The organism is Marinomonas aquimarina, from assembly GCF_900089755.1.
GTDB classification, from domain to species: Bacteria; Pseudomonadota; Gammaproteobacteria; order Pseudomonadales; family Marinomonadaceae; genus Marinomonas; species Marinomonas aquimarina.
The window spans coordinates 1-26,776 of sequence record NZ_FLOC01000018.1 but is presented as its reverse complement, the minus strand read 5'-3'; the positions used below and the strand labels follow the sequence as shown (position 1 = coordinate 26,776).

Here is a 26,776-nt window from a genome sequence, read left to right as displayed (position 1 = left end):
CCCCCCGACGGCTGCGATGACGCCTGCCACCACAATGATTCTGATTTTTTTACGCATGGAAGTGACCCTTTCTTGGATGCAGGACTCCGGCCCTTCCGAAGCGCTCTGCAGACATTTGTGTGGAGGCTAGGCGTTACAACGACGGCAAGGTCAAGCCCTCTTGTTGCCTCAGCGGGCAGACGGCACGGACAAGGTGGTGGGACGCCCGGCGTCGTCGCCGTGGTTGGCCTCCGGCGCGCCCTTGAAGCGCAGCAGGCGCAGTGCGTTCAGCGTGACCAGGGCCGTGGCGCCGGTGTCGGCCAGCACGGCAACCCACAAGCCGGTGATACCCAACACGGTGGTGACCAGGAACAAGCCCTTGAGGCCAATGGCGAATACGACGTTTTGGTGAATGTTGGCCATCGTCGCCCGCGACAGGGCCACCAGGTGGGCCACGTCCGTGACGCGGCTCTTGAGCAGCGCGGCATCGGCGGTTTCCAGCGCCACGTCCGTGCCGCCGCCCATGGCGATACCCACGTCGGCGGTCGCCAGGGCCGGCGCGTCGTTGATGCCGTCGCCGACCATCGCCACCTTGGCATCACGCTTCATCTCGTTGACCAAGCGCAGCTTGTCCTGCGGCAGCAGCTCGGCCTCCCACTCGATGCCCAGCTTGCCGGCGATCGCCTGCGCGGTGCGGCGGTTGTCGCCGGTCAGCATGACCGAGCGCACGCCCATGGCGTTGAGCTGGGCCACGCCTTCGCGCGCGTCGCGGCGGGGCTCGTCGCGCAGGGCCAGCAGGCCCAGAACGTTCTTGCTGGCTTCGTCGAACAGGACCACCACGGTCTTGCCGCCATCCTCCAGCTTGTCGATTTCCCTGCGGTGCGCGGCTGTCAGCGTGGCCGTCTGTTCCGCATGGGCGGGCGATCCGACAGCGAGCGCACTGCCGTTCACGGTGGCGCGCACCGCCTTGCCGGCAATGGCCGATGCGCCCGTGGCCTGGGGAATCGCCACGTCCAGGCTCTTGGCATGGGCGACAATGGCCTTCGCCAAGGGATGGTTTGAGCCGGACTCGACAGCGGCGGCAAGCGCAAGGACCTGTTGATGCTTGAACAGCCCGAAGGGCAGGACCTCGGTGATGCGCGGCTTGCCCTCGGTCAGCGTGCCAGTCTTGTCGAAGGCAATGGCGCGCACGCGGCCGATGGTTTCCAACGCGTTGCCACCCTTGATCAGCAGGCCCCGTCGCGTGGCCACCGCAAGGCCCGAGGCGATGGCCGCCGGTGTGGAGAGCACCAGCGCACATGGGCAGGCAATCAACAGCAGTGCGAGGCCGCGGTACAGCCAGGTACCCCAGTCGCCACCCATGGCAAGTGGCGGAACCACCACGATCAACGCCGCGATGGCCATGACGGCAGGGGTGTAGTAGCGGCTGAACTTTTCGATGAAGCGAGCCGTGGGCGCCTTGGAGGACTGCGCCTGCTCCACCAGTTGGATGATGCGAGAAATGGTGTTGTCCGATGCCGTCTTCTCGACTTGTACTTCGAGCACGCCATCGACGTTGATGGAGCCGGCGAACACGTCGGCACCGATAGCCTTTTGACGCGGTACGGACTCGCCGGTGATAGGCGACTCGTCCAGGCTGCTTTCACCGCGGAGGATCTTGCCGTCCGCAGGCACCCGGTCACCAGGGCGCACCAGCACGCGGTCGCTCACGCGCAGGGAAGCGGCGGGCACTTCGCGCTGCCCGCCCGCGGCATCGAGCAGTACCGCCGTCTTAGGCACCAGGGAGGCCAGCGCCTTGATGCCGGCGCGCGCGCGGCCGGCGGCCACGCTTTCCAGCAGCTCGCCGATCGCGAACAGGAACACCACGGCAGCAGCTTCCTCGGCCTCGCCTATCACGAGCGCGCCCAGCGAGGCGACGACCATCAGCGTTTCGATAGAGAACGGCGAGCCTGACACAGCCAGCGCGAAGGCTTTGCGAGCGAACGGCAGCACGCCCGCGATCACCGCAGCGGCGAAGATCCATTCAGCGTAGCCAGGAACGAACTGCGCGATCGCGTAGGCCGAGCCCATCAGGCCGCCCAGGCCCAGCACGTGCTTGCCTTTCTTCGTCTGCCACCAGCGCTGATGGCGCGCCGTCGATGCTGCTGCTGGGGCCGCGGGTGCTGAGCCATCATGGCGGCGCACGTCGGAGACGCCGAAGCCCAGGCTCTTGATGGTCTTCTCGATGTGGCCGAGCTGCGTGGGGCCGCCAGACGCGAGCGTCAATTCCAGCGTTTCTGCGGTGAAGTTTATGCGGGCATCGGACACGCCATCCATGCGAGCGAGCGCCGTTTCGATCTTGCCGACGCAACTGGCGCAGTCCATGCCCTCGACGCGCATGGACACGTTGGGGGGGCGTGCTGGGTGCTCCACGGGAGGCAGAGGCCGGCGCATGGTCATGCCCGCTGCAGGCCCCGTGATCGTGACCGTGGTCATGGGCATGGGCATGGCCGTGAGCATGGCCATGCCCATGGTCATCACCGCACGCTTTGCCGTGCGAATGATCGTGCCCGTGGTCGTGGGCATGCCCATGGTCATGGTGGCCGCCGCAGCCGGCGTGGTCATGCGCGTGGGCCGCATGGCACGGTGCAGGTGCTGCGGACATTTCGGACGCGGGCAGTGCCTGCACGTCGAAGCCCAGGGACCGGATTTTCTTGGCAATGTCGCGTGCAGTATTTCGGCTACTTGTGCTGCGCGTCAACGTCAGCGTCTCATTTGTAAAATTAACCTGTACATTTGATACGCCATCAATTCGACCAAGCGCTGTTTCAATCTTGCCGACGCAACTGGCGCAATCCATACCTTCGACCCGAAAGCCCAGTTGTTCGTCCTGCGCTCCTGTGCCGTCCAATGTTTCCAAAGACATATCAATCTCCTGGTTCTCTGAGTAATCGCCGTGGCAGGACGCACAAATCAGCGATCGGAATGTTATGCAAACAAATGAACACTTGTTTGTATGTTTATTCAAAAAAAAGAAAGAATCTCTTTCTGGCTGAACCATCCGACCGCTGCTTTATGCAGCTGCCATTAAGTCATTTTTTGTTGCGCAGCATCTGGTAGGTTTCAAATGCGGTGCGGTAGGCATCACTATAGGTATCAGGCGTCTGCTCACCAGCCCAGAATCCAGCCATTCCCGCAACCTGCCAATCTGCCAAATCACTCTTTACTTGAGCACGAGTCAATGCCACCGGAGCCTTGTAAGCCGCACCCAGCTTGAGCTGGAGATAGCTCTCGTAGGCTTGTTGGTAGGCTTGGGTGTGCGAAGCGGTGGTGATTCCGCGCGAGGTGAACGCGTGCATGCCGGAGATTTTCCACAGTTCCAAATCAGCCATCACTTCAGCACGAGTCTTTCCTGCTGAGGGCGCCTGATACATATCACCTTGGGTCAATTGCAAGTAGCGCTGAAAGGCAGCCTGGTATTGAGGGCTGAACGTATCCGGGCCGCTTTCGCCGCGAGACAACGCTTCCAACCCAGATTGCCTCCAAGCAGCCAGATCCTCCTGGACCTGTTGCCGTGTCATATCTGCGGCGAACGGTTGAGCGTTTACTCCAGCAGCAAAAAGTGCGGAAAGCAGAACAGCAAAGCGAATTTTCTTGGACATGGTCAATACTCCTTGACGTTAAAAATAATGGCGTGGTCCTTACGCCTTTCGGATACCCCGTAGACAAATAATAACACACATGAAGATATGTTCAAGTGTTTATTTTTAGAGTGCTTTTTGCTTGGGGTCTTCTAGGCATTCAGCAAGGCGCGCCGGTGTCTCTCTAGATTAATAGCCAAAAAAAGCCTACCCCTTGAAGGCGTAGGCCGGCGCGCACTCACATGTTCAGTCAATCGTCGTGTCTGTCCTCCGAAATGTGAACCGCCATGTCCTGGAGTACCTGGCTGACGTGCTGGTCGGCAATGCCGTAGAAGATGTGCTTGGCTTGGCGCTCGCCGCGCACGAGGCGCGCGCCGCGCAACAGGCGCAGGTGATGGCTGACCAAGGACTGCGACAGGTCTAGCGAGCCAGCAATGTCGCCCACTGCGACCGATCCGCGCATGCACTGCAACAGGATTTTCAATCGCGATTGGTCGCCCAGCAGGCGGAAGGTCTCTGCCAGAACAGCGACGTCACTTTGCGATAGTGCGAGGACATCAGTGGTCGTGCCGTGGTTAGAGGTCGAACATTGCACAATAGCGGCGCTGGTGGTTTTGCGGGATGTCATGGATTCAAACCCTCAAGTGAACTGCGAACCGTCTAGCACGGCCTCAATGCTTGTGACCGGGAGCGGAGTGGTCATGGTCATGATTGTGCTCACTGTGGTCGTGGCCGCTGTGGTCCTGACGGCCTGTCGTGGGTTGCAGGCTGCAGATGTTCTCGTCAGCCTCCGAGTTCCAGTCGATTCCGACTGTGGCGTGTTCGATGCTGAACTGCTCTCGCAGCACCGCCTCGACGCGCTTGACCACAGCTCGCGCCTCCTCGTCCACGTTGGGTCGAACGTGTAGCGTGGCCATCGTGCGACCGGAAGTGAGTTGCCACACGTGAACATGGCTGACAGCCGCCAGGCCGGGCACAGTGCTCATCAGGCCTTGTTCCACCTTTTCCGGCGAAGCGTCCTCTGGCGCACCCTCCAACAGGATATGGATCGACTTGGCCAGGAGCTTCCAGGCGCTGCGCAGAATCAACGCCGCTACTAGAACCGACAGGATGGGGTCGATCGGAGTCCAGCCGGTGAAGTAGATGACGATCGCTGCAACGATGGCGCCGACAGAGCCGAGCAGGTCACCCATCACGTGGAGGATGGCACCTTTCACATTGACGTGATCGGTTTCGCCGCGGGTCATGATCCACAGCACGAGGACGTTGATCAGTAAGCCGAGCACGGCGACGATCATCATCGGGCCGGCGAGGATGACGGGCGGCGCCTGCAGCCGCTCCCACGCCTCGTAGGCGATCCATGCGACGATCGCGAACAGGGTCACGGCGTTCAGGAAGCCGGCGATGACCTCGAAGCGCAGGTAACCGAATGTGCGTTTGCTGTCGGCTGCGCGGCGACCGAATCGGAAGGCAGCGTAAGCCAGGGCAAGTGCCACGGCGTCGGTCAGCATGTGGCCAGCATCGGCAAGTAGGGCTAGCGAGCCCGACAGCACGCCGCCGACAGCTTCCACGAGCATGAAGCCGAAGATCAGGAAGAAGGAAACCAGAACCTTGCGCTCGTTGGCGCTCGTCACTGTGGGGGTGTGGTCGTGATCATGGTCGTGACCATGGTCATGTGCATTGGATTGGGACATGGGCGCCTCTGCTGGTTGAGTGTTTGACTATGGCGAAATATAACACATAAATATGTGTTCATGTGATATATTTTCGCTCACCCTTCTCAGCCTCCGAAGCCATGCGTTGTGATGCCGCAACGAGAAAATGTGCCTATCCTTTCGGCCAGATACGGTGCAGGTCATCCAGAATCAGCTGGTGATGGTGCCTGCCTTGGTCTGCGTGTGTGCGTAAATGAGGGTGATCCGGCGGCAAGCTGGGGTGGTCATGCGCCACGTCAGAAGGGTCGCTGGCCGGCCACAGCCAGAGCGTCAGCGCCACGCCGGCCAAGCCGACCAGGGACATGACAATGAAGGTCGATGGCAAGCCCATGACCGCGCCGAAGCGGCCGGCAAGTGGGTAGCAGATGAGCCAACAGGCGTGCGACAGCGCGAAGTGTGCCGCGAAGATCGCAGGACGGTCCTCGGCATGGGCCGAGCGGCGCAGAAGACGGCCGGATGGCGTTTGCGCCACGCTGTAGCCAAAGCCGATGATCAACCACAGCGGCAGCAACAATGCATAGCTCGGCAGCAGTGCGCCGATCCCCGTGCCCACGACCAGTACGGTAGCGCCGGTGAGCATCGCGGTTCGGTCGGCCACCTTTTCCAGTAAGGATGGCAGAACGAAGGCTGCCACCATCGAACCGCCTCCGAATGCCGCCAGTGCCGACGCCACTTCGACCTCGCCTAGGCCAAAGCGCGCCTTCACGAGAACCACCGTGTTCACGATCACCATGGCGCCCGCCGCCGAGACGGCCAAGCTGATCGCCAGCAGGCCCCGCAGGCGTGGCGTAGCGAGATAGATGCGTGTGCCGCGGGTCGTGCGATCCCAAATGCCGCGGCGCGGTCCGGGAATAGTTGTGGGCAACCGCACGCTGACCACGAGCGCGGCTGAAACGAGGAAACCGAGCACTGTTCCCGCGAACAGGTTGTGAAAGCTGATGACGGTCAGCAGCGCAGCAGCCAGCATCGGGGAAATCAGGCTTTCCAGGTCATAGGCCAGCCGGGACAGCGACAGCGCCTTCGTGTAGTCCTCTTCATCGGGAAGGATGTCCGGGATAGTGGCTTGGAAAGTCGGCGTGAAGCCGGCGGATGCCGCTTGCAGGACAAAGATCAGCAGATAGATCTGCCAGACCTCGGTGACAAAGGGCAAACAGATCGCGACAACCGCTCGTACCAGGTCCAGCGCTACGAGCAATGACCGTCGCGGGAACTGGTCGGCGAAGGCCTGTGCGACTGGAGCGACTCCCACATAGGCCAGCATCTTGATAGCCAGCGCCGACCCGAGCACCGCACCTGCATCGGCCCCGGCCAGCTCGTAGGCAAGTAGGCCGAGCGCTACCGTCATCAGGCCTGTGCCGACGAGTGCGATCACCTGCGCGGTGAACAGGTGGCGGTAGGTGCGGTTCTTTAGGACGGAGAGCATCGAGAGACCTCAGAGCAGTCTGGTTAGCGCCTTCATTTCGGCTAGAACGGAGTCCTCATCATGAGATAGGCAGTGGTCGATGTGGTCATGGATCAGGACGCGCTTGGCCGCTGTGACGGCGCTCTCCACCGCAGCGAGCTGGCGAGCGATGTCCAGGCAGGTTTCTTCTCCTTCGATCATCCCGATGACGTGTCGCAGATGACCCTCGGCGCGCTTGAGCCGTTTCACGAGATCTGGGTGGCTGGTGTGCTTGTGCATCTCTTTCATGCAGCAATCATATCCCCCCCCGGGGGATATGCTCAAGGAGTCTGCATAGCTGTTTGCGCAGTGGATTAGCCCCACCTCGCCTCTCGATGTCTTGCGCCCGACGCCCTCTCTAAGGCGATTGGTGCTCAAAGGATGTAAGGTTTTCTTTCCCATTCATATGAATAGATATACAATTGTTCATATCTAAGCCAGTGAACAGTGGCTTTTCAACGACAAGCACTTGCTCGGAAAGAGAACACCCAGCCGGGGGTAAGTACTGATGCAACACCGATGGAGAATTGAATGCTTCGCAAAGACATACGCAAGGGATGGATATGGGCGGTATCCACGCTTTGGGCCGGCACCGTGCTAGCCCAGCCAGTAGCCGCCCCTCACGTCCCATCCAGACCAGACAGCCACATGGTCGCCCAATTGTGGGAGTCAGCTTGGCAGCGGCAGCCAGAAGCCGCTGGAGAAGGCGCCTGGCAGCAGGCCGCCCAAGCACGCCAAGAGACGGCCGGCAGTTGGGTGGCAGGTCCGATGGCGCTGGAAGCCTCCACCAAAACTGATCGGTTCAACAACCGCAACGGACAGCGCGAATATGAAGTCGGGGTGGCTATTCCCCTTTGGATGCCTGGTGAGCGCGCCTCGTCGGCACGCTGGGCGGACGCGGAAAGCCTCGCGCTATCCAGCCGGATGCTGGCCGCCAAGCTACGCACGGCCGGACAGGTTCGCCAGGCATGGTGGGCATGGCAGCGTGCCCAGGCCGAATTGGTGGCGGCGCAGGATCGCACCCGCAGCGCGGACGAGTTGGCGCAAGATGTGGCTCGCCGGGTTCGCGCGGGCGACCTGGCGCAAGCCGACAGAAACCAGGCCGATGGCGCCTTGGCGTCGGCTCGTAGTGCCCTGGCCATTGCTCAGGCCGAAGAAATCACGCAGCGCGAGGCGTTGTTGGCACTGACCGGCATCGAGAGTATCCCGTCGCAGGCCGATTCCGCGCAGCCGGAGCAGTCAGGTGTCCGAGTTCAACCGGCATCGGCACAGCCGTCCGGCGCGTTGTTGGGTAACCACCCTGCGCTGCTGGAACTGCAGCACAAGGCGCTGGCGGCCCGCCGCTCTGCGGAACTGGTGTCCCATCAGAAGTACGCCAACCCCGAACTGACCCTGGCGACCACGCGGGATCGGGGCGGCTACGGCGAACGCTACAACCAGACGATCACGGTGGGTGTGCGCATTCCCTTCGGTACGGGTAGCCGTCATACCGAGCAATTGTCCAGCGCCAATGCGCAGGCACTGGAGGCTGAGTCGGCACTCGCGGCCCAGCGCACCCGGCTACTCTCGGAAATTCGAACTGCCCAATCGCGCGAACTGGCAACCAGCACCCAGATGCAGGCCGCTTCGGAGCGCCAGCGACTAGCCCAACAAACGCGCACCTTCTACCAAAAGTCGTTCGCGATGGGCGAGACGGACATGCCGACACGCCTTCGCATCGAGCAGGAGGCCACCGAGGCCGAGCGCGCGGCGCTGCTCGCCAAGGTGGAGCATGCCGCGGCCATCTCGTCCCTGTTGCAGGCACAAGGCACGCTGCCGCAGCCGACCGAGACTTTCACTGACATCTCCGGCACGCGCTGATCGGCGCGCGCTCAACCATCCTGGAACCTTAGAAATGTCGCAATCCTCTTTCTGGCGTGCAGCTGCCTTGTCCAGCCTCCTGCTTGGCAGTAGCGCAACGTGGGCCGGCGACGGCCATGACCATGGCGAAGCCGCTCCTGCCCCCGCAGCGGCCGCGCTTCCGCGCTTTGCCGCAGTTTCCGATGACTTCGAACTGGTGGGTGTGCTGAACGGCCAGCGTCTCACACTCTACCTCGACCATGCTGCCGACAACCGGCCGGTGACCGATGGCGAGCTGACCCTCGAGCTGGGTGGTCAACAGGTAAAGGTCAGCTCACACGGGGTTGGAGAGTTCGAGGCCGATCTGACTGAGCCGCTATCCGATGGCGAGACCTCAATCATGGCCACTATTACTGCGCAGGGCCAATCGGACCTGTTGACGGGCGTTCTCGATGTTCATAGCGAAGACGCCGAACACGAGCATGCCGTCGCATCCGGCCGTGTGGTCGTACTAGGTGGCGGTGCCGCAGTCCTCGGCGTCGGTGTCCTAGCGTGGGCGCTGCGCAGACGTACACGCACCAACGGTGCACTGCGAGGTGCAGCATGAAGCGCAACTTCCGTTTCCTAATGACGACGGCCATGGCGGCTGCATTGGCTCTGGCTGCTCCCGCGTTCGCTCACGACGGCCATGACCACGGCGACGAAGCGCCGGCTGCGTCTTCCAATGGCCCCCAGCGCCAGCCTGATGGCAGCGTGTTTCTTCCGAAACCGTCGCAACGTCAGATCGGTGTACGCACCCAGCTGATCAAGCAGGAGCCCTTGGCCCGCAGCCATGAACTGGCTGGCAAAGTAATCATGGACCCGACGACAGGCGGCAAGGTCCAGGCAATGGTAATGGGCCGGCTGGTGCCCGGGCCGGATGGTCTGCCGCAGATCGGCCAATCCGTGCGCAAGGGCCAGGTGCTGGCTTACATCGAACCGGCCAGCGGTGTGCTGGAGCGCTCAGGCCAGATGGCCCAGGTTGCCGAGCTGCGTGCGGGCCAAGCGCTCGCGCAGAAGCGCTTGGCCCGGCTGCGCGAGCTGTCGGAGACCGTGCCCCGCAAGGAGATCGAAGCAGCCGAAAGCGAAGTGAACAGCCTGACCGAACGCGCCCGCGCCTTGAGCGGGGGCCTCGCCGGCAGGGACGTACTGAAGGCCCCAGTCAGCGGCGTCATCGCATCCAGCCCCGCAGTTGCCGGGCAGGTCGTGGATGCGCGCGAACTGGTGTTTGAGGTGGTCGATCCGACCCAACTGCGCATCGAGGCGCTTGCCTACGATCCGGCAATGGCACAGAACCTGGCCGGTGCTGCACTCGCAGTAGGCGGTCAGAAGGTGCCGCTGAGCTTCGTCGGTGCCGCCAGCAGCCTGCGCGAGCAGGCCCTGCCCATGCTGTTCAAGGGCACCAGCGAAAGCCTCTCGCGCTTGGCGGTCGGTATGCCGGTGGTGGTCTTCGTGCAAGAGGCGACGACGGTACCTGGCTACCGCGTGCCTTCCGGTGCGCTGATGAAGAACCCTGCCAACCAGAACATCGTCTGGGTCAAAGACCAGGCCGAGCGCTTCGAGCCGCGTGTCGTGAACATCACTCCTTTGGATGGTGCATCCATCGCTGTCACTTCGGGCCTGGCGGACGGCGACCGCGTGGTTGTCGAGGGCGCGTCCCTGATCAATCAAGTTCGTTGAGGGGCACCATTCCATGTTCAAGTGGCTTCTCGAAAATAGCTTACGAAACCGGCTCCTGGTCATCATCGGGGCGCTGGTGCTGATGGCGTATGGCGCGTTCACCCTGACGCGCACGCCGGTAGATGTCTTTCCCGATCTCAACAAGCCGACCGTCACTCTCATGACGGAGGCTGGCGGCATGGCTGCCGAAGAAGTCGAGCAACTCATCACGTTCCCGCTCGAAACGGCCATGAACGGCCTGCCCAGCGTCGAAAGCGTGCGCTCGGTCTCCAGCGCCGGGCTTTCCTTCATCTACGTGACATTTGACTGGAAGACCGACATCTTCCGGGCGCGCCAGATGGTCTCCGAACGCCTGACGTCCATGGAGGAAGGGCTAGCCCCGGGCGTGACGCCCACTATGGGGCCAATCAGCTCAGTGATGGGCGAGATCATGCAGATTGCAATCCCCATCGGTGCCAAGCCCTCAGGGCAGAAGAACGCAGCCCCGCCGCTGTCGGCCATGGACACTCGCGAGTACGCGGACTGGGTGCTACGCCCCCGGCTGATGGCCATACCTGGTGTTGCCCAAGTCATCCCGATCGGAGGCGAGGTCCGTCAGTTCCAGGTCCAGCCCAACACCACGCGAATGTCAGAGCTGGGCGTGACTGCGTCCGATCTGGATGCGGCTCTCAAGGGCTTCTCCGCGAACACTTCCGGCGGCTTCCTGGAGATCAATGGCCGCGAGTACCTGATCCGCAACCTGGGCCGCACGTCCCGACTCGACGACCTGCGTAACCTGCCTCTCGCGGTGCGTGCGGGCCAACCCATCCTGCTCCACCAGGTCGCCGATGTTCAGTTTGCGCCAGCCATCAAGCGCGGCGATGCGGGCTTCGAGGGCCTGCCAGCCGTGATCCTGGGCATCCAAAAGCAGCCCACGGCCGATACGATTGCACTGACCCGCTCGATCGAGTCAGCGTTGGCGGACATGAAGGGCTCACTGCCGGCTGGCATGGCCGAGCCACAGGTGACCTTCCGACAAGCCAACTTCATCGAGGCGTCCATCAGCACGCTGCAAGGCAAGCTCATCGGCGCATCGGTCTTCGTGGCGGTGATCCTGTTCTTCTTCCTGGGCACTTTGCGCCCCCTGGTGATCGCGTTGACCGCGATTCCTGCCTCGATCTTCGTGACCGGGCTGGTGTTCCACTATTTCGGCCTATCAATCAACACCATGACGCTCGGTGGGCTGGCGATCGCCATCGGCGGTCTCGTGGACGATGCTGTGGTCGATGTGGAGAACATCATGCGGCGGCTCAAGGAGGACCGCACCCGCCACCCTGAGAACCGGCTGACGCCCCTGGTCATCGTTGCCAGGGCCTCGATGGAGGTTCGCTCGGCGATTCTCTACGCCACGATGATCATTGTGCTGGTGTTCCTGCCCCTGTTCGCGCTGCCGGGGATGGAGGGGCGCTTGTTCGTGCCGCTGGGCATCGCCTTCATCGTCTCCACGCTGGCCTCGCTGCTGGTCTCTGTGACGGTCACTCCGGTGCTTTCGTACTACCTGCTGCCCAAGATGAGGACGCTGGACCATGGCGACACTCGGCTTCTAGCCTGGTTGAAGACGCGCTATCAGGGCGGCCTGCAGCGGGTCTTGCAGCGGCCGCGTGCCGCCCTTGGCATGGCCGCTGTGGCTGTCACACTGGCTGTCGCCGCGGTGCCATTCTTCCCGACCACGTTCCTGCCCCCGTTCAATGAAGGAACGTTGCTGGTGGGCCTGCGCCTGAATCCCGGTGTGACGCTGGCCGAATCTTCGGCGCTTGCCCAGCAAGCCGAGCTGCTGGTCGCGCAGGTGCCAGAGGTGCAGCACGTGGGCCGGCGCAGCGGACGGGCCGAGCTGGACGAGCATGCCGAAGGCGTGCATGTCAGCGAGCTGGACGTGGGCCTGCTGCCCGCCTCGGAGCTAAAGCGCTCCATGGAGGAGATCACCGCCGACATCCGTTCGCGTCTGGCTCACTTGCCCGGCTCCATCGGCATTGGCCAGCCGATCTCGCACCGCATCGACCACATGTTGTCGGGGGTGCGCTCGCAGATCGCCATCAAGGTGTTCGGCGAGGACCTGGACGTCCTGCGCGGGCAGGCGGATCTGCTGCGCGCCAAGCTGGCCGGAATTCCGGGGCTTGCTGACCTGGAGATCGAAAAGCAGGTCCTAGCGCCGCAGATCAAAATCCGCGTGGATTATGCGGCGGCGGGACGCTACGGCGTGGCCGCACCGCAAATTCTGTCCACGCTGCAAAGCCTGGTCGAAGGCGAAAAGATCACCGAGGTCATCGAGGGCAACCGCCGCTTCGCGCTGGTGGTTCGCCTGCCCGAGCAGGCGCGGTCGATTGAGGGCTTGAGCCGCATCCTCATCGACACGCCCATGGGTCGGGTCCCGTTGTCGCGCCTTGCCACCATCGAAGACAGCGACGGCCCCAACCAGGTCAGCCGCGACGATGGCCGTCGACGCATAGTTTTGTCGGCCAACGCTCAGGGACGGCCGCTGTCCGAAGTAGTGGCCGACATACGCAGCGTCGTCCAAGAAGTGCGCTTGCCCGAAGGCTACTTCATCACGCTGGGCGGCCAGTTCCAGGCACAAGAGGAAGCCTCGCGACTGGTGGGCCTGCTGTCCATCGTCTCCCTGACGCTCATGTTCGTGGTGTTGTACACGCGCTACAAGTCGGTCGTCCTATCAGCGCTCATCATGGTGAACATTCCATTGGCCCTGGTCGGCGCCGTGTTGGGGCTGTGGCTGTCTGGCCAGCCGTTGTCCGTGGCCGCCCTGGTCGGCTTCATCACGCTCGCGGGTATTTCTGTGCGCAACGGCATCCTGAAGGTGAGCCACTACCTCAACCTCATGCGCATGGAGGGCGAGGACTTCGACCAGAAGATGATCGTGCGTGGCTCGCTCGAACGGCTTTCCCCGGTTCTGATGACCGCGCTGGTCACGGCCTTCGCGCTGGCCCCGCTGCTGTTCGAGGCGTCCCGACCCGGTACTGAGATCCTGCACCCCGTCGCGGTGGTGATCTTCTCGGGGCTGGTCAGCTCCACGCTGCTAGACACCTTCCTTACACCCGCCATGTTCTGGCTGTTCGGCCGCAAGCCTGCCGAACGCCTGCTGGACGACCGCGACGCGGAGGCATTCTGATGCAACGCCTTCTGTCACCCGATTTCAACCACCGTAACCCTATAGGAGCTTTCATGTCTGTTCGATTTCGTTCCCTCACGGCCGGCACCGCCCTCGCCCTGGCATCCGTCACCGCCTTCGCCGCAGGCGACCATGACCACGCGCATGACCACAAGCCGCTGCATGGTGGCGTCGTGACCGAAGTCCGGGACGTGGACTACGAGTTGGTCGTTCAGCCCGCAGCAGCGCAACTCTACCTGCGCGACCACGGCAAGCAGGTCAATGTAAGCAACACCAAAGCCAAGCTCACACTGTTGACCGGCTCACAAAAGCAGGAGGTGCAACTCACGCCTGCCGCGGACGGAAGCCGCCTCGAAGGCAGCGGGACCTTCGCCGCAGCCAAGGGCACGAAGGCCGTCGTCCAAGTCGAACGTGGGGGCAATACCGCGAGCGCCCGGTTCGTTCTGCCGTAGTGTTCAACGTGATCGTCAGGGAACGAGCTGTAATCTGGCGACCACCTGACAAAAGGCGCGACATAGGCGCTCACTATTTCCTCAAAAACTTTGGAGATGTAAATCATGGAAATGCATTTCGACGTCATTGTTATCGGTGCCGGCCCAGGCGGATACATCGCGGCCATTCGCGCTGCCCAATTAGGCATGAAGGTCGCTTGTGTAGATGCCTGGAAGAACAAGGACGGAAAGCCAGCACCTGGCGGCACCTGCAACAACATCGGTTGTATCCCTTCGAAAGCGCTACTGCAGTCGTCAGAGAACTTTGAACAAGCCAAGCACCACTTTGGCACGCACGGCATCTCCACGGGTGATCTGCGCATGGATGTGACCACGATGTTGGAACGTAAGAATCAGGTCGTGAAGTCCAGCAACGAAGGCATCCTTTATCTGTTCCGCAAAAACAAGGTCCAGTTTTTCAACGGCCTGGCGTCTTTCACCAGGACTGTCGATGGTGGCTTCGAGGTGAGCGTCGCCGCCGATGAGGCTGTTACCTTGGTGGGCAAGCAGATCATCGTTGCCACAGGCTCCAACGTGCGGCCACTCCCCAACCTACCGTTCGATGAGCGGGTCGTGCTCTCCAACGACGGCGCGCTGGACATCGCGGCCGTGCCCGATCGGTTGGCCGTCATCGGTGCCGGCGTGATCGGCCTGGAGCTGGGCTCCGTTTGGCGCCGCCTGGGGGCGGATGTCACGATCCTCGAAGGCTTGCCCAGCTTCCTGCCAATCGTCGACCAAGCCATCGCCAAGGAGGCGAAGAAGGCGTTCGACAAGCAAGGCCTGAAGATCGAACTAGGTGCGAAGGTTCGCGAAGTCAATGCAACCGAGGCTGGCGTGACTATTCACTACACCGACAGCCAGGGCCAGACGCAGTCCTTGCAGGCAGACAAAGTGATCGTGGCTATCGGCCGTGTGCCCAACACCGAAGGCCTGAATCCGGCCGCCGTGGGACTCCAACTGGATGAGCGCGGCGCCGTGCTGGTGGACGATGAATGCCGCACCAGTGTGCCCGGCATCTGGGCCATCGGTGACGTGGTGCGTGGCCCGATGTTGGCGCACAAGGCGGAAGAGGAAGGTGTCGCAGTGGCCGAGCGCATTGCCGGCCAGCACGGTCACGTCGATTTCAATACGATCCCCAACGTCATCTACACCAGCCCAGAGATTGCCTGGGTAGGCCGCACCGAGCAGCAGCTCAAAGAGCAGGGCACCGCCTATCGAATCGGTTCCTTCCCGTTCATGGCCAATGGCCGCGCGCGTGCGCTGGGCGACACGCCGGGCCTCGTCAAGGTGATCGCCGATCCTGCCACTGATGAGATACTCGGCGTGCATGTGGTCGGCCCGCAGGCCAGTGAACTGGTGGCCGAGGCCGTGATCGCCATGGCGTTCAAGGCCAGCAGCGAAGACATCGCCCGCATCTGCTTTGCCCATCCGACCCTCTCCGAGACGTTCAAAGAGGCCTCGCTGGCCGTGGACAAGCGCGCGCTCAACTTCTGATTGATCGGAAGCGGCATCCAAACCACCTCACCGAACGCAGCTGCGGGCGGTGGGGCGCATATCGCCATGGAACGTAGGCCACGCCGCAACGGCATGCTATGCCCAACAGTTACTCGTCGTTGTGGTCTTCCGCGATGTGGGTGGCCATATCCAGCAGCACCTGGTTCACGTGCTTGTCCGCCACCTCATAGAAGATCTGTTTGGCTTGGCGCACGCCCTTGACCAGGCGAGCACCGCGCAGCAGCCGCAGGTGGTGGCTCACCAGCGACTGCGAGAGTTCGAGGGTTTCAGCGATGTCCCCGACCGAGGAAGAGCCTTTCATGCAGCACAGCATGATTCTCAGCCGGGACGGGTCACCCAGGAGGCGGAATGTCTCAGCCAAGATGGTCACGTCATTCTGTGACAGCGATTCCAAATCGGCGCTGGGACCCTTCGGTGGGGTACTGAATGGCTTACTTGTATTCATTTTTAAAATATTTCCTAACCTCGAATGGCTGTTTTCGCCCTTCAGAATTAACAAGGCAGCGGCCGCTTAGGCGCGCGCAGCAAAGAACCAGTGCGAGCCTGGCAGGCAAGGCCTCCGTTCCCCGTGCACCGGGTCATTTCTGAAACCTGACAGCATCCGAAAAAGCGCTTGACCTTCCCACGATGGTAAACCCTAAGCTCCCTCCATGTCGAATTTCAACTATGGGAAGCACACCATGAGCATGGCAACAACGAGTAGTGCTGGCGCCCAAGCAGCGGCAATCAGCCTGCCCATCGAGGGCATGACCTGCGCAAGCTGTGTCGGCCGAGTCGAGGCCGCCCTTGCCAAGGTCGAGGGCGTGGCAAGCGTGTCTGTCAATCTCGCCACCGAGCGAGCGGACATTCGCCTGAACCGTCCTGTCGATCGCATGGCGCTGATCCAGGCGATCGAGAAGGTAGGGTACGACGTGCCTCAGGGCACCATCGAGCTGGCGATCGGAGGCATGACCTGCGCTTCGTGCGTGGGCCGCGTCGAGAAGGCGCTCAAGGCGGTGCCGGGCGTCACTGAGGCTGTGGTCAATCTGGCGACCGAGCGCGCTACCGTGCGTGGCGTAGCATCCGTGCAGGATCTGATTGCTGCTGTCGATAAGGTCGGCTACGAGGCCAGCCCGGTCGATACAGGCATGCAGGCCGACGAGGAAGCTGCCGAGAAAAAGGACGCCGAGCGCGCCGAACTCAAGCGCGACCTGACCCTGGCCGCCGTGCTGGCGCTGCCTGTGTTCGTGCTCGAAATGGGCTCGCACATGATTCCCGGCATGCACGAGTGGGTGGCTTCCACCATTGGCATCCAGCAGAGCTGGTATCTGCAGTTCGTGCTGACCCTGCTGGTGCTCGCCATTCCGGGCTGGCGCTTCTATGAGAAGGGCTTCCCGGCGCTGTTCCGCCTGGGTCCCGACATGAACTCGCTGGTCGCGGTCGGCACGGCCGCGGCCTTCGGTTATTCGATGGTCGCCACGTTCGCGCCCAGTCTGCTGCCGGCCGGCACGGTGAACGTGTACTACGAGGCGGCAGCCGTCATCGTGGCGCTGATCCTGCTGGGCCGCTTTCTTGAGGCACGGGCCAAGGGCCGCACCTCCGAGGCCATCAAGCGCCTGATCGGCCTGCAGGCCAAGGAGGCGCACGTGCTGCGCGACGGCCGCATCGTGGACATCCCGATCAACGACGTGGCGCAGGGCGACATCGTGGAAGTGCGCCCCGGCGAGCGCGTGCCGGTCGATGGTGAAGTGACCGAGGGCCGCAGCTTCGTGGACGAGTCGATGATCACCGGCGAGCCGATTCCCGTCGAAAAGGCGGAAGGCAGCACCGTGGTCGGCGGCACCGTCAACCAGAAGGGTGCGCTGACGCTGCGTGCCACCGCCGTGGGCGGTCAGACCATGCTGGCGCAGATCATCCGCATGGTCGAGCAGGCGCAAGGTTCCAAGCTGCCGATCCAGGCCGTGGTGGACAAGGTGACGCTGTGGTTCGTGCCCGCCGTCATGCTGGCCGCGGTGCTGACCTTCCTGGTCTGGCTGGTGTTCGGCCCGTCGCCCGCGCTGTCCTTCGCGCTGGTCAATGCCGTGGCGGTGCTGATCATTGCCTGCCCTTGCGCCATGGGTTTGGCGACGCCGACCTCCATCATGGTCGGCACGGGCCGGGGCGCCGAGATGGGCGTGCTGTTCCGCAAGGGTGAAGCCCTGCAACTGCTCAAGGACGCCAAGGTGGTGGCCGTGGACAAGACCGGCACGCTGACCGAGGGCCGCCCGGTCCTGACCGACCTGGAGATTGCCGACGGCTTTGACCGCAACCAGGTGCTGGCGAAGGTCGCCGCTGTCGAATCGCGCTCGGAGCATCCGATCGCACGCGCCATCGTCGAGTCGGCCGTGGAAGGTGGCATCGCGCTGCCGACGATGACAGACTTCGATTCGGTCACGGGCATGGGCGTGCGCGCCACCGTGGACGGCGCGCGTGTCGAGGTCGGTGCCGATCGCTTCATGCGTGAGCTGGGGTTGGACGTGGGCAGCTTCGCTCGCACGGCCGAGCGCCTGGGCAACGAGGGCAAGTCACCGCTGTACGCCGCGATCGACGGCCGGCTGGCCGCCATCATCGCGGTGGCCGATCCGATCAAGTCCAGCACGCCCGCGGCCATTGCCGCGTTGCACCAGCTCGGCCTGAAGGTGGCGATGATCACCGGCGACAACGCGCGTACCGCGCAGGCCATCGCCAAGCAACTGGGCATCGACGAGGTGGTGGCCGAAGTGCTGCCCGAGGGCAAGGTCGAAGCCGTGCGCCGGCTGAAAGCCAGCCACGGCCAGATCGCCTACGTGGGCGACGGCATCAACGACGCCCCGGCGCTGGCCGAGGCCGACGTGGGCCTGGCCATCGGCACCGGCACCGACGTGGCGGTGGAGTCGGCCGACGTAGTGCTGATGTCGGGCAACCTGCAGGGCGTGCCCAACGCCATCGCGCTGTCCAAGGCGACCATCGGCAACATCCGCCAGAACCTGTTCTGGGCGTTTGGCTACAACACGGCCCTGATCCCGGTGGCCGCTGGCGTCCTGTACCCCGCATACGGTGTGCTGTTGTCGCCGATCTTCGCGGCTGGCGCGATGGCGCTGTCCAGCGTGTTCGTGCTCGGCAACGCGCTGCGCCTGCGCCGCTTCCAGCCGCCGCTGGCGGCGGATACCGCTCATTGAGAAAGGAGGAACACCATGAACATCGGTGAAGCATCCAAGGCCTCGAAGGTCTCGGCCAAAATGATCCGCTACTACGAGCAAATCGGTCTGATCCCTCCGGCTGACCGCACCGATTCGGGCTACCGCGCCTATACCCAGGACGACGTTCACCGGTTGCATTTCATCCGGCGTTCGCGCGACCTCGGCTTCTCGGTGGCCGAGATCACGGACTTGCTGGGACTGTGGAATGACAAGTCGCGCCAGAGTGCTGATGTAAAGCGTCTGGCCCAGCAACACATCGACGAGTTGGACCGGCGCATCGAGAGCATGCTGGAGATGGCCGCGACGCTCAAGGCGCTGATCCGGTGTTGCGCCGGCGACGAACGGCCCGACTGCCCGATCCTGCACACGCTGGAGCAGCCCGATATCAGTGACAACAAGCCCGAAGCGCGCACTGGCGCAGTGCCGCGCCGCGCGCGAGCCAACGCAGCAGGAAAAAAGCCGTGTGCGCACTGAGCAGCCAGGAGAGATATGCCCAAAATCACCGTCTTGCCCCATCCTGAACTGGCGCCTGAGGGAGCCGAACTGAACGTGCCAGCAGGCACTTCGATCTGCGAGGCCCTGCTGGACAACGGCATCGAGATCGAGCATGCCTGCGACATGAGCTGTGCCTGCACGACCTGTCACTGCATCGTGCGCAAGGGGTTCGATTCTCTAAACGAAGTCGAGGAATGCGAGGACGATCTGCTCGACCGGGCCTGGGGACTGGAGGCGCAGTCGCGGCTGAGCTGCCAGGCCATCGTTGCGACCGAAGACCTGACCGTCGAGATCCCCAAGTACACGATCAACCATGCCAAGGAGAACCACTAGGAGCCTGCGTGCTGCCTCAGGCGCACCGGCCTGCGGCAGGGTTGCTCTGGCAGATGGAGGACTGACGGCATTGCCGCCAGATAACCAACCCGTGGGCCAGACCAACCCGCGAGCCAGGTGTCTACACTCCCTTTGCACGGTCGTCGGTTAGGCTGGAAAGGTCATCAACGTCCTTAAATCCGTGACGGCCGGCCCATGGAAAGTCCCACAGGAGAAGTCCTGCATGTCTGCGCCCAAGCTAGCCACGCTCTACCGAATGGTCATGCCCGGCCATACCTGCCCCTACGGGCTGAAGTCGCTCGATCTGCTCAACCGCAAGGGCTACGAGGTCGAGGACAAACACTTGGCAAGCCGCGAGCAGACGGATGCGTTCAAGAAGGAGCATGGCATCGAGACCACGCCCCAGGTCTTCATAAACGGGCGGCGCGTGGGCGGCTACGACGACCTACGCAAATTCTTCGGCATGTCCGTGAAGGACAAGAACGCCGTGACCTAGACCCCTGTGATCGCGCTGTTCGCCACGGCGGCCGCAATGGCGCTGGCGGCGAGCTGGGCGGCCTTCGGCCAAGTCTAGAGCATTCAGGCGGCAGAGTGGTTCGTGGCCTTTGCCATGTGCCTCCTGGCGCTGCAGAAGCTCAAGGACGTGGACGGCTTCGCGACGACCTGCTGGCCAAGCGCTGGGTTCGGTATGCCTATTTCTACCCGTTCGCGGAGGCCATCGCAGGCGTCCAGATGGTCGCGGGCGTGGGGATGTGGGTGTCGATTCCGTTGGCGCTGTTCATCGGGACCGTCGGGGCCGTGTCGGTTTTCAAGGCGGTCTATGTCGATCGCCGGGAACTCAAGTGCGCCTGCGTGGGCGGGGACAGCAACGTGCCGCTGGGCTTCGTGTCCCTGACCGAGAACCTGATGATGGTGGCGATGGCCCTGTGGCCAAGGTCGGCCTACCTTGGGATGCACTGAGCGCCGCGCCAGGTACGGCGCAGCGCACGTGCTCGCATCGGCCGTCCTGTGTGCATGCCGGCCACGATGCGGTGTTACTGCGCGCGCGGCGGGAAGCCAGCTTCGCTCAGGGCCGCGGCGATCTGCTCTTGCGAGGCCGAGGTCTGGACCTCGACACGGCGGGTCGGCGGGTCCGTGACGATCTTGGCGTTGGGGTCGATCATTTGGATCGTTTTCGTCACAGTGCGGGCGCAGCCGCCGCAGGTCATGTCTTCGAGATGGAATTGCATGGAAAACTCCTTTCGGGTTGGGGTGTTTGAAGTGTGCTCCTTGCCACCGTTGGAAGGTCAATCGCTATTTGCATCCCCGCCACACCAACCGGCCGAATGCTCATAGGGGCAAGGCCGTGGTGCTCTTTACGCGATCCAGCACGAAGCTGGTCTTGCAGTCCTGCACGCTGGGGTGCTTGAGCAGCGTGTCGAGCACGAAGCGGGAGTAGTGAGCCATGTCCATGACGACCACCCGCAGCAGATAGTCCATGTCGCCGGTCAGCGCATGGCACTCCACAACCTCTGGCCAGTTCTGGACAGACGCGCGGAACACGTCCATGGGATTGCGCTTGTGCGAGTCGGAGTACTGGGCCGACTTCTACACGAAGTTCTTCAACTTCCAAGAGATCCGCTACTTCGACATCAACGGCGAGTACACCGGCCTAGCCTCCAAGGCGATGAGCGCGCCGGACGGCCTGATCCGCATCCCGCTGAACGAGGAAGCACGCCAGGGCGGCGGCCAGATTGAGGAATTCTTGATGCAGTTCAGCGGCGAGGGCATCCAGCACATCGCCCTGCTGTGCGACAACCTACTCGATGCGCTCGACCGCGTGCAGATGGCCGGTATCCCGCTGCTGACCGCCCCCAACGACATCTATTACGCAAACTTGGAAAAGCGCCTGCCCGGCCATGGCCAGCCCGTACCCGAGTTGCAGGCGCGCGGCATTCTGCTCGACGGCACGACCGAAGGCGGCCAGCCCCGCCTGCTGCTGCAGATATTCTCCGAGCCGCTGCTTGGCCCGGTGTTCTTCGAGTTCATCGAGCGCAAGGGCAACTACCGCGAGGGCTTCGGCGAAGGAAACTTCGGTGCCTTGTTCGAGTCGATGGAACGCGACCAGATCAACCGTGGCTCGTTGGAAATCAACCCGGCCTGATTTGGGCCTTTCCATGAAGGCAGAGCGCCTTCAGTCCTACATCTCGCGAGCCCCTCTGTGGGCTCGCGCTACTTTGGCGTCAGTACTGCCTTAGCCGCTCAAGCATTGAGCGGGTTGGCTTCGGCGTCACGTTCCGAAACAGTTGCTACCGCCCTTGACTTGAGTTAATACATGAACATATGTATTCTTATTCAGATACACCGATGGCCTTTTTCCTCGCCCTGAAGAGGGACCCAGCACTACGTCGCCCCCTCTAAGCGCACTTCGGCAGCAATGCGCCGTGGCCAACCCAATGACCAGGATTGCTGAAGGACGTGCCCATGGAACTTCGTCATTTGCGCTGCTTCGTGGCTCTCGCCGAAGAGCTGCATTTCACCCGTGCTGCGGAGCGCTTGCACATCGAGCAGCCGCCGCTGTCCCGCACGATCAAGGAATTGGAAGACGAACTGGGGGTGCTGCTCTTTGACCGCGATCGGCGGGGAACGCGGTTGACGCCAGCGGGCACCACCTTCCTTCAGGACATTCGCAGGCTGTTCACCAACCTGGAGCAGGCACGAGAAAACGTCAGGGCGATCGCCGCAGGCCTAAGAGGCAGCGTGCGCATCGCCATCTCCGATGGCGCCATCGACCCGCGGCTGTCTGCACTTCTTGCCCTGTGCCGCCAGGAGGAGCCGGAGATCGAAATACGGCTCTCCGAGGTCACCCTGGCGGAACAGTTGCGGGGACTGCGATCCGGCGACTTCGCGATCGGTTTCGCACACACCGCGGACGTCGGCGACGGACTGGTGACGGAGCCCATCTGGCAGGACCCGCTGGTGGTGACCGTGCCGATCCGGCACCCGTTGCTGGCCCACAAGGAAGTGTCGCTACGTGAACTCGTGAGTTACCCGCTGGTGATGTGCGATCCGCAGCTTTGCGAGGGCTACTGCCGCGAATTGACCCGGCTGCTACATCCCCTGGAGCGCGAGTCCACCATCGTTGAGCATGTCTCGTCGCTGGACATGATGCTCACATTGGTCGGAGCTGGTTACGGCATCGGCTTCGCAACGGCGACCCGAATCGCGGCGTGTCAACGTCCCGACGTGGTGATCCGGCCGTTGGCGCTCGATTCGGCCGTCATCATCACCTACCTGCTTCGGCCCGAAGGCGGTAGCGGACTATCCGCACCCGTAGAGCGCTTCATCGAGCGTTTGCGTTCGCCAAAGAGCGATTAGCTACGACGCCTGCGCCACATCCGGCGTCACGCATCGCCCTGAAGGTAGAGGTTGCGCTCCGTGGCCGTCATCAGTTCGGCCGAGCTGATCTTGAGAGCCAGGGAAATTTTTAGAATGAGAGCGAGTGTCGGCATGTGCTCGCCGCGCTCAATCTTGCCCATGTGCGAGCGCGCGATCCCCGCCAAGCCCGCGAACTCATCCTGAGCAATCCCCTGAGCCAGGCGAGCGGCTCGCACCGCTTGCCCGAACGCCAACGCCGGTGCGGACTCATAGGTGGTTACTCCGGCGGGCCGTCCAGGCCGAATAGTGCGCTTCTGCATTCGCAGAAGCGTCATGGAATCACTGATCTTTAACCACGTTAAAGATATCTCTTGAGTATGATGTCGGCTGCTCTTTTCGATCCCGTTGCCTCTTGGGGGCATCCATGCACAACGCCATCAGACCGTCCCCGAATTTCACACTCGCCATAGCGCCAGGTGTGCCGTCTTCACGGCTGTCGGCGCTGCTTGCACTGCAGCGAGCGCACGAGCCGGGTGTCGCGATCGCCGTGCGTGAAGTTTCGGATCAAGAGCTGGTAACGGGCCTGCATGAGGGCCGCTACGACGCGGGGCTATCTCTTAGCAGTGCGGGGGATCACCTGACGAGTAGCCGGAGGCTGTGGTGCGAAAGCATGGCCGTCGCGATACCACCGCGGTTCCGTTTGGTTGATCAGGCGAAGCTCACCATCTCCGATCTTCAGGACTATCCAATCTATCGCTGGCAGGCGGAGGCTTGTCCCTTGCTGGACGAGAGGTTGGCCTCCCTGATGCCAGTGGACCAAGAGAACATCCTGCCTGCAACTTCATTCGAGATGATGGCGCTGTGGGTTTCAGCCGGCTACGGCATCGGCGTATGCGCGCAATCGCGCATCGAGCGTGCCCATCAATGGGGGGTAAGCATGCGACCGCTCGCCGATGGCCCCTATGAGATCGTGACGTACCTCCAACGGCCCCACGCGCAAGCAGATTCTGCTGCCAAGCGTTTCGAGCGCAGGGCGCTGCAGATCGCCGAGGCAGGCGCCCTGTAGCAGGCACTCCTATAGGCCGGAGCCGTCTCATCCCGGCCATAGGTTGCAGCATGGGACTAGACCGGACTAGACCCCTTCAAGCACCGCTGCGCTGTCCACCAGTCGGCGGACGCTCTGCCGCACGTCCTCGGGGATGGGCCGCGGGGCAACGGCCTCGGGCACATCCGCATGGTGCTGGTAGTCGCCCATGAGAACCCGGATGATTGCGGGCACGTTCGTTGGCGTGACCGCATCAATGGCCGCACGATCACCCAGGTCGGGGTGAGGCTGGGTCAGCATGCGGTACAGGTCCCACGAATCGGCGTGCGGGCATTGGTTCATGAGCACTTGGGCCAGCTTGTGCTTGAGCGGCACCAGTTGCCAGTCGGGAACCCGCTGCCCCCGGTTGCCCAGGCTGATCGACAGCAGCTTGCCCGCCTTCAGCTCGCGGTTGATCTGGTCCTTGGACTTCCCGGCCAGCTTGCCGAACAGCGGGACCGGCAGATTGTTCGGCGACTCGTAGATGGCCAGCATTTCCTCGCGCTCGCGCTGGATCGCGGAGACTTCCGGCTCCGGGGCATGCACCGGAGGCGGCGGCACCTGCGACAGCCGCTGGAACATGATTCCGCCGCTGTTGGGGGTCACGACGATAGGCGTGGCCACCACGGGCGGCACGCCGGGGACAACAGGCTCAGCAGTCGTGGAGACCGCGCCCACCACTTCCTCCACTTCCGCCATTGCCGGCACCCCGTCGATACGGATGGTCAGATGCGCGCTCGCGGCTTCGACTTCACCCTGTTCGAGCAGGTCAAGACGGTCTGCCCAGTCCTGCATCATGCGACGCCGAGGCTCCACGTACTTGGCGTGGTTGTAGGCCGAACTCACCTTGTTGGGGTCGGAGTGCGAAAGCTGAGCGTCCACCCAAATCTTCGGGTATCCGATCTCGTTGAGCGCGGTCGAGATGGTGCCGCGGATGCCGTGGCCGGTCAGGCGCCCCTCGTAGCCCATGAGCTGCACGGCCTTGTTGAGGGTGTTCTCGCTGATGCGCTTCTTGAGTTCGCTGCGATGCGACAGCAGGTACTTCTGCGCTGGACGCATCACGCCCAGGAGATAGCGCACGATCTCGATGGCCTGCAGGGACAGGGGCACGATGTAGGGCGGCACGTCCTGCGGCCGCTTGCCGGCCTTGCGCATTTCGTCCTGGAGTTGCTTGACGACCTGCGGCGGGATGATCCACAAGCCGCGGTCGAGGTCGAATTGCTCAGGCTCGGCCAGGCGCAACTCGCCCGTGCGCACCCCCGTCAGGAACAGCAGCCGGACGCCAAGCTGGGTCTGCCAGCCCCGGGGGTTGTAGCGCCGGAGCTTCTGAAGGAACTCGGGCAGCTCGGGCAGGTGCAGATAGGGGTTGTGGGCCACCGGGGGCTTGGGCTCGGCCACCACGTCCAGGTCCGCGGCCGGATTGACTTCCAGCCCTTCGGCGATGACCAGGGCATAGCGGAACATCTGGTTGAACCAGGTGCGGACCTTCTCGGCGGTGGTGAACGCCTTGCGTTTCTCGATCGCCGCCACGACGCCCACGAGCTGGGGCCGTCGAATGTCGTAGATCGACATCTTCCCCAGGGTAGGCAGCACGTCCTTGTTGAAGATGCGCAGGATCTGCGAAAGCGTGCTCTGACGGCCTTCCTTGAGTTCCTTGCGGCGATGCTCGACCCAAGCATCGAAGACGTTCTTGAAGGTGTATTCGCCCGCCAGCTTGGCCGCGTGCCGGCGCTGGTCGCGTTCGATTTGGGGATCAATGCCCTTGGCGAGCAGAACCTGAGCCTTGTCCCGCTCGGCGCGGGCCTCGCGCAGACTGAGGGCGGGATAGCCACCCAGGGACATGCGCTTTTGCTTGCCCAGCCAGTAGTATCGGAAGATCCACGACTTGCCGCCTGCGGCAGAGACCATCAGGCCCAGGCAGTCGTTATCGGAGAGGGTGTAGCGCTTGCCGGTGGTTCTTGCCTGCCGGACTGTCAGATCAGAGAGTGCCATTTCGAGGCTCCTAAGTTATGACTTAGGCCTAATGCTCGTCATGGTTCCCGCTCAGCCCCAGCAACTATCCGGTAGCCGTCCCAACCGTATTCTTGTGCCTCAATTGGTCACTCAAAAACGGTAGCTGTGGGTGGATTTCCGTGGCGCTCGCTGGAATGAAAAAAGGGGCCAAAGCCCCTCTTTTCAACGACTTACAGACGTCAGTAGAAGTCTGTAGATCACTATCTGGAGCGGGAAACGAGGCTCGAACTCGCGACCCCAACCTTGGCAAGGTTGTGCTCTACCACTGAGCTATTCCCGCATATTGTTACGCTGTTTTACAACTACGTTAAGTTGGCGTCCCATAGGGGGTTCGAACCCCTGTTACCGCCGTGAAAGGGCGGTGTCCTAGGCCTCTAGACGAATGGGACACATCATGTGCTTCCGTAGAAGCGCCCTCTTTCGAGGATTTCTCACAAGGAGAAATGGAGCGGGAAACGAGGCTCGAACTCGCGACCCCAACCTTGGCAAGGTTGTGCTCTACCACTGAGCTATTCCCGCATAACACTAAGTTTTACAACCTACTTTCTTAAACTAGAAAGAGTTGGCGTCCCATAGGGGGTTCGAACCCCTGTTACCGCCGTGAAAGGGCGGTGTCCTAGGCCTCTAGACGAATGGGACACATCATTGCTTCCGTAGAAGCACTCTTCTCTATCCAACTGATAAGGAGAGTAAATGGAGCGGGAAACGAGGCTCGAACTCGCGACCCCAACCTTGGCAAGGTTGTGCTCTACCACTGAGCTATTCCCGCATAACACTAAGTTTTACAACCTACTTTCTTAAACTAGAAAGAGTTGGCG

At 62.5% G+C, this 26,776-nt stretch carries 25 protein-coding genes, 5 tRNA genes and 1 pseudogene; 14 read left to right on the top strand and 17 right to left on the bottom strand.

Annotated elements, in window-relative coordinates:
* Positions 1 to 168: 168 nt before the first annotated feature.
* The 7 genes and pseudogenes from MAQ5080_RS14135 to MAQ5080_RS14110 all read right to left on the bottom strand — a co-directional run bounded on the left by MAQ5080_RS14135 (position 169) and on the right by MAQ5080_RS14110 (position 7,004).
* Positions 169 to 2,583, bottom strand: a complete 2,415-nt coding sequence (locus MAQ5080_RS14135; protein WP_231870843.1) for a heavy metal translocating P-type ATPase — start codon at positions 2,581 to 2,583, stop codon at positions 169 to 171.
* A 76-nt stretch (positions 2,584 to 2,659) separates the two neighbouring features.
* Positions 2,660 to 2,884, bottom strand: a pseudogene (locus tag MAQ5080_RS17780) (cation transporter); the annotation flags it as partial.
* A 166-nt stretch (positions 2,885 to 3,050) separates the two neighbouring features.
* Positions 3,051 to 3,620: a DUF4148 domain-containing protein gene (locus tag MAQ5080_RS14130; RefSeq protein ID WP_003821150.1), complete on the bottom strand. Its 570-nt coding sequence runs from the start codon at positions 3,618 to 3,620 to the stop codon at positions 3,051 to 3,053.
* 229 nt (positions 3,621 to 3,849) lie between these two features.
* Complete coding sequence (locus MAQ5080_RS14125; RefSeq protein WP_003821152.1) at positions 3,850 to 4,227, bottom strand: ArsR/SmtB family transcription factor; 378 nt, start codon at positions 4,225 to 4,227, stop codon at positions 3,850 to 3,852.
* Between the two features lie 43 nt (positions 4,228 to 4,270).
* Positions 4,271 to 5,293 (bottom strand): cation diffusion facilitator family transporter, encoded by a 1,023-nt coding sequence (locus MAQ5080_RS14120; RefSeq protein WP_003821153.1) that lies wholly within the window; start codon positions 5,291 to 5,293, stop codon positions 4,271 to 4,273.
* A gap of 133 nt (positions 5,294 to 5,426) precedes the next feature.
* Positions 5,427 to 6,737 carry an MFS transporter gene (locus tag MAQ5080_RS14115; RefSeq protein WP_003821155.1) on the bottom strand — a complete coding sequence of 437 codons (1,311 nt, stop codon included), beginning with the start codon at positions 6,735 to 6,737 and terminating at the stop codon, positions 5,427 to 5,429.
* Between the two features lie 9 nt (positions 6,738 to 6,746).
* Positions 6,747 to 7,004 (bottom strand): metal-sensing transcriptional repressor, encoded by a 258-nt coding sequence (locus tag MAQ5080_RS14110; protein WP_003821156.1) that lies wholly within the window; start codon positions 7,002 to 7,004, stop codon positions 6,747 to 6,749.
* 519 nt (positions 7,005 to 7,523) lie between these two features.
* Here MAQ5080_RS14110 and MAQ5080_RS14105 point away from each other — a divergent pair.
* From MAQ5080_RS14105 to lpdA, 6 genes are all read left to right on the top strand, one after another.
* The gene (locus MAQ5080_RS14105; protein ID WP_017642566.1) at positions 7,524 to 8,615 is read left to right on the top strand and encodes a TolC family protein; all 1,092 of its coding nucleotides are present in this window, start codon (positions 7,524 to 7,526) and stop codon (positions 8,613 to 8,615) included.
* Positions 8,616 to 8,994: 379 nt separating this feature from the next.
* Positions 8,995 to 9,201 (top strand): hypothetical protein, encoded by a 207-nt coding sequence (locus MAQ5080_RS17615; protein WP_231870844.1) that lies wholly within the window; start codon positions 8,995 to 8,997, stop codon positions 9,199 to 9,201.
* Positions 9,198 to 10,313, top strand: a complete 1,116-nt coding sequence (locus MAQ5080_RS14095) for an efflux RND transporter periplasmic adaptor subunit (RefSeq protein ID WP_003821159.1) — start codon at positions 9,198 to 9,200, stop codon at positions 10,311 to 10,313. Before MAQ5080_RS17615 ends, MAQ5080_RS14095 begins: the two co-directional genes overlap by 4 nt.
* Positions 10,314 to 10,326: 13 nt before the next feature.
* The gene (locus MAQ5080_RS14090) at positions 10,327 to 13,473 is read left to right on the top strand and encodes an efflux RND transporter permease subunit (protein ID WP_012614056.1); all 3,147 of its coding nucleotides are present in this window, start codon (positions 10,327 to 10,329) and stop codon (positions 13,471 to 13,473) included.
* A 53-nt stretch (positions 13,474 to 13,526) separates the two neighbouring features.
* On the top strand, positions 13,527 to 13,925 hold the full coding sequence (locus MAQ5080_RS14085) for a hypothetical protein (protein ID WP_015912828.1): 399 nt from the start codon (positions 13,527 to 13,529) through the stop codon (positions 13,923 to 13,925).
* Between the two features lie 105 nt (positions 13,926 to 14,030).
* A complete protein-coding gene (lpdA, locus tag MAQ5080_RS14080) occupies positions 14,031 to 15,458 on the top strand; it encodes a dihydrolipoyl dehydrogenase (RefSeq protein WP_015912827.1) in 1,428 nt (475 codons plus the stop codon).
* 109 nt (positions 15,459 to 15,567) lie between these two features.
* Here the strand turns inward: lpdA and MAQ5080_RS14075 are convergent, their stop codons facing one another.
* Complete coding sequence (locus MAQ5080_RS14075; RefSeq protein ID WP_015912826.1) at positions 15,568 to 15,924, bottom strand: ArsR/SmtB family transcription factor; 357 nt, start codon at positions 15,922 to 15,924, stop codon at positions 15,568 to 15,570.
* Positions 15,925 to 16,159: 235 nt separating this feature from the next.
* On the opposite strand from MAQ5080_RS14075, the gene MAQ5080_RS14070 reads away from it, so the two are divergent.
* The 5 genes from MAQ5080_RS14070 to MAQ5080_RS17770 all read left to right on the top strand — a co-directional run bounded on the left by MAQ5080_RS14070 (position 16,160) and on the right by MAQ5080_RS17770 (position 20,464).
* Positions 16,160 to 18,655: a heavy metal translocating P-type ATPase gene (locus MAQ5080_RS14070; RefSeq protein WP_017511447.1), complete on the top strand. Its 2,496-nt coding sequence runs from the start codon at positions 16,160 to 16,162 to the stop codon at positions 18,653 to 18,655.
* A gap of 15 nt (positions 18,656 to 18,670) precedes the next feature.
* A complete protein-coding gene (gene cueR, locus MAQ5080_RS14065; protein WP_012614052.1) occupies positions 18,671 to 19,150 on the top strand; it encodes a Cu(I)-responsive transcriptional regulator in 480 nt (159 codons plus the stop codon).
* A 15-nt stretch (positions 19,151 to 19,165) separates the two neighbouring features.
* Positions 19,166 to 19,504 (top strand): ISC system 2Fe-2S type ferredoxin, encoded by a 339-nt coding sequence (fdx, locus tag MAQ5080_RS14060; RefSeq protein ID WP_012614051.1) that lies wholly within the window; start codon positions 19,166 to 19,168, stop codon positions 19,502 to 19,504.
* Positions 19,505 to 19,727: 223 nt separating this feature from the next.
* Positions 19,728 to 20,000, top strand: coding sequence for a glutaredoxin domain-containing protein (locus MAQ5080_RS17775; RefSeq protein WP_012614050.1), 273 nt, complete (start codon positions 19,728 to 19,730; stop codon positions 19,998 to 20,000).
* Between the two features lie 95 nt (positions 20,001 to 20,095).
* Positions 20,096 to 20,464, top strand: a complete 369-nt coding sequence (locus MAQ5080_RS17770) for a MauE/DoxX family redox-associated membrane protein (RefSeq protein ID WP_223656233.1) — start codon at positions 20,096 to 20,098, stop codon at positions 20,462 to 20,464.
* A gap of 74 nt (positions 20,465 to 20,538) precedes the next feature.
* Here MAQ5080_RS17770 and MAQ5080_RS14050 read toward each other — a convergent pair whose 3' ends face one another.
* Together MAQ5080_RS14050 and MAQ5080_RS14045 are read right to left on the bottom strand one after the other, a co-directional pair.
* Entirely contained in the window at positions 20,539 to 20,733 is a 195-nt protein-coding gene (locus tag MAQ5080_RS14050) for a heavy-metal-associated domain-containing protein (protein WP_012614049.1), read from the bottom strand.
* A 100-nt stretch (positions 20,734 to 20,833) separates the two neighbouring features.
* Complete coding sequence (locus MAQ5080_RS14045) at positions 20,834 to 21,052, bottom strand: Lrp/AsnC ligand binding domain-containing protein (RefSeq protein WP_017511446.1); 219 nt, start codon at positions 21,050 to 21,052, stop codon at positions 20,834 to 20,836.
* Between MAQ5080_RS14045 and MAQ5080_RS14040 the strand changes: the two genes are divergently transcribed.
* Positions 21,051 to 21,647 (top strand): VOC family protein, encoded by a 597-nt coding sequence (locus MAQ5080_RS14040; RefSeq protein ID WP_017511445.1) that lies wholly within the window; start codon positions 21,051 to 21,053, stop codon positions 21,645 to 21,647. The two genes, MAQ5080_RS14045 and MAQ5080_RS14040, sit on opposite strands and share 2 nt — an antisense overlap.
* A 320-nt stretch (positions 21,648 to 21,967) precedes the next feature.
* Entirely contained in the window at positions 21,968 to 22,861 is an 894-nt protein-coding gene (locus MAQ5080_RS14035) for a LysR family transcriptional regulator (RefSeq protein ID WP_012614048.1), read from the top strand.
* 26 nt (positions 22,862 to 22,887) lie between these two features.
* Here MAQ5080_RS14035 and MAQ5080_RS14030 read toward each other — a convergent pair whose 3' ends face one another.
* Complete coding sequence (locus tag MAQ5080_RS14030) at positions 22,888 to 23,196, bottom strand: helix-turn-helix domain-containing protein (protein WP_021205759.1); 309 nt, start codon at positions 23,194 to 23,196, stop codon at positions 22,888 to 22,890.
* An 89-nt stretch (positions 23,197 to 23,285) separates the two neighbouring features.
* Here MAQ5080_RS14030 and MAQ5080_RS14025 point away from each other — a divergent pair, with 89 nt between their 5' ends.
* Positions 23,286 to 23,927, top strand: coding sequence for a substrate-binding domain-containing protein (locus tag MAQ5080_RS14025; RefSeq protein WP_012614047.1), 642 nt, complete (start codon positions 23,286 to 23,288; stop codon positions 23,925 to 23,927).
* A gap of 66 nt (positions 23,928 to 23,993) precedes the next feature.
* Here MAQ5080_RS14025 and MAQ5080_RS14020 read toward each other — a convergent pair whose 3' ends face one another.
* The 6 genes from MAQ5080_RS14020 to MAQ5080_RS13995 form a co-directional block, all read right to left on the bottom strand.
* Positions 23,994 to 25,937, bottom strand: coding sequence for a tyrosine-type recombinase/integrase (locus MAQ5080_RS14020; RefSeq protein WP_012614046.1), 1,944 nt, complete (start codon positions 25,935 to 25,937; stop codon positions 23,994 to 23,996).
* Between the two features lie 226 nt (positions 25,938 to 26,163).
* A tRNA-Gly gene (locus tag MAQ5080_RS14015) sits at positions 26,164 to 26,238 on the bottom strand.
* A 33-nt stretch (positions 26,239 to 26,271) separates the two neighbouring features.
* A tRNA-Glu gene (locus tag MAQ5080_RS14010) sits at positions 26,272 to 26,347 on the bottom strand.
* A gap of 55 nt (positions 26,348 to 26,402) precedes the next feature.
* A tRNA-Gly gene (locus MAQ5080_RS14005) sits at positions 26,403 to 26,477 on the bottom strand.
* Between the two features lie 44 nt (positions 26,478 to 26,521).
* Positions 26,522 to 26,597 (bottom strand) — tRNA-Glu (locus MAQ5080_RS14000).
* A 55-nt stretch (positions 26,598 to 26,652) separates the two neighbouring features.
* A tRNA-Gly gene (locus MAQ5080_RS13995) sits at positions 26,653 to 26,727 on the bottom strand.
* Between the last annotated feature and the right edge of the window lie 49 nt (positions 26,728 to 26,776).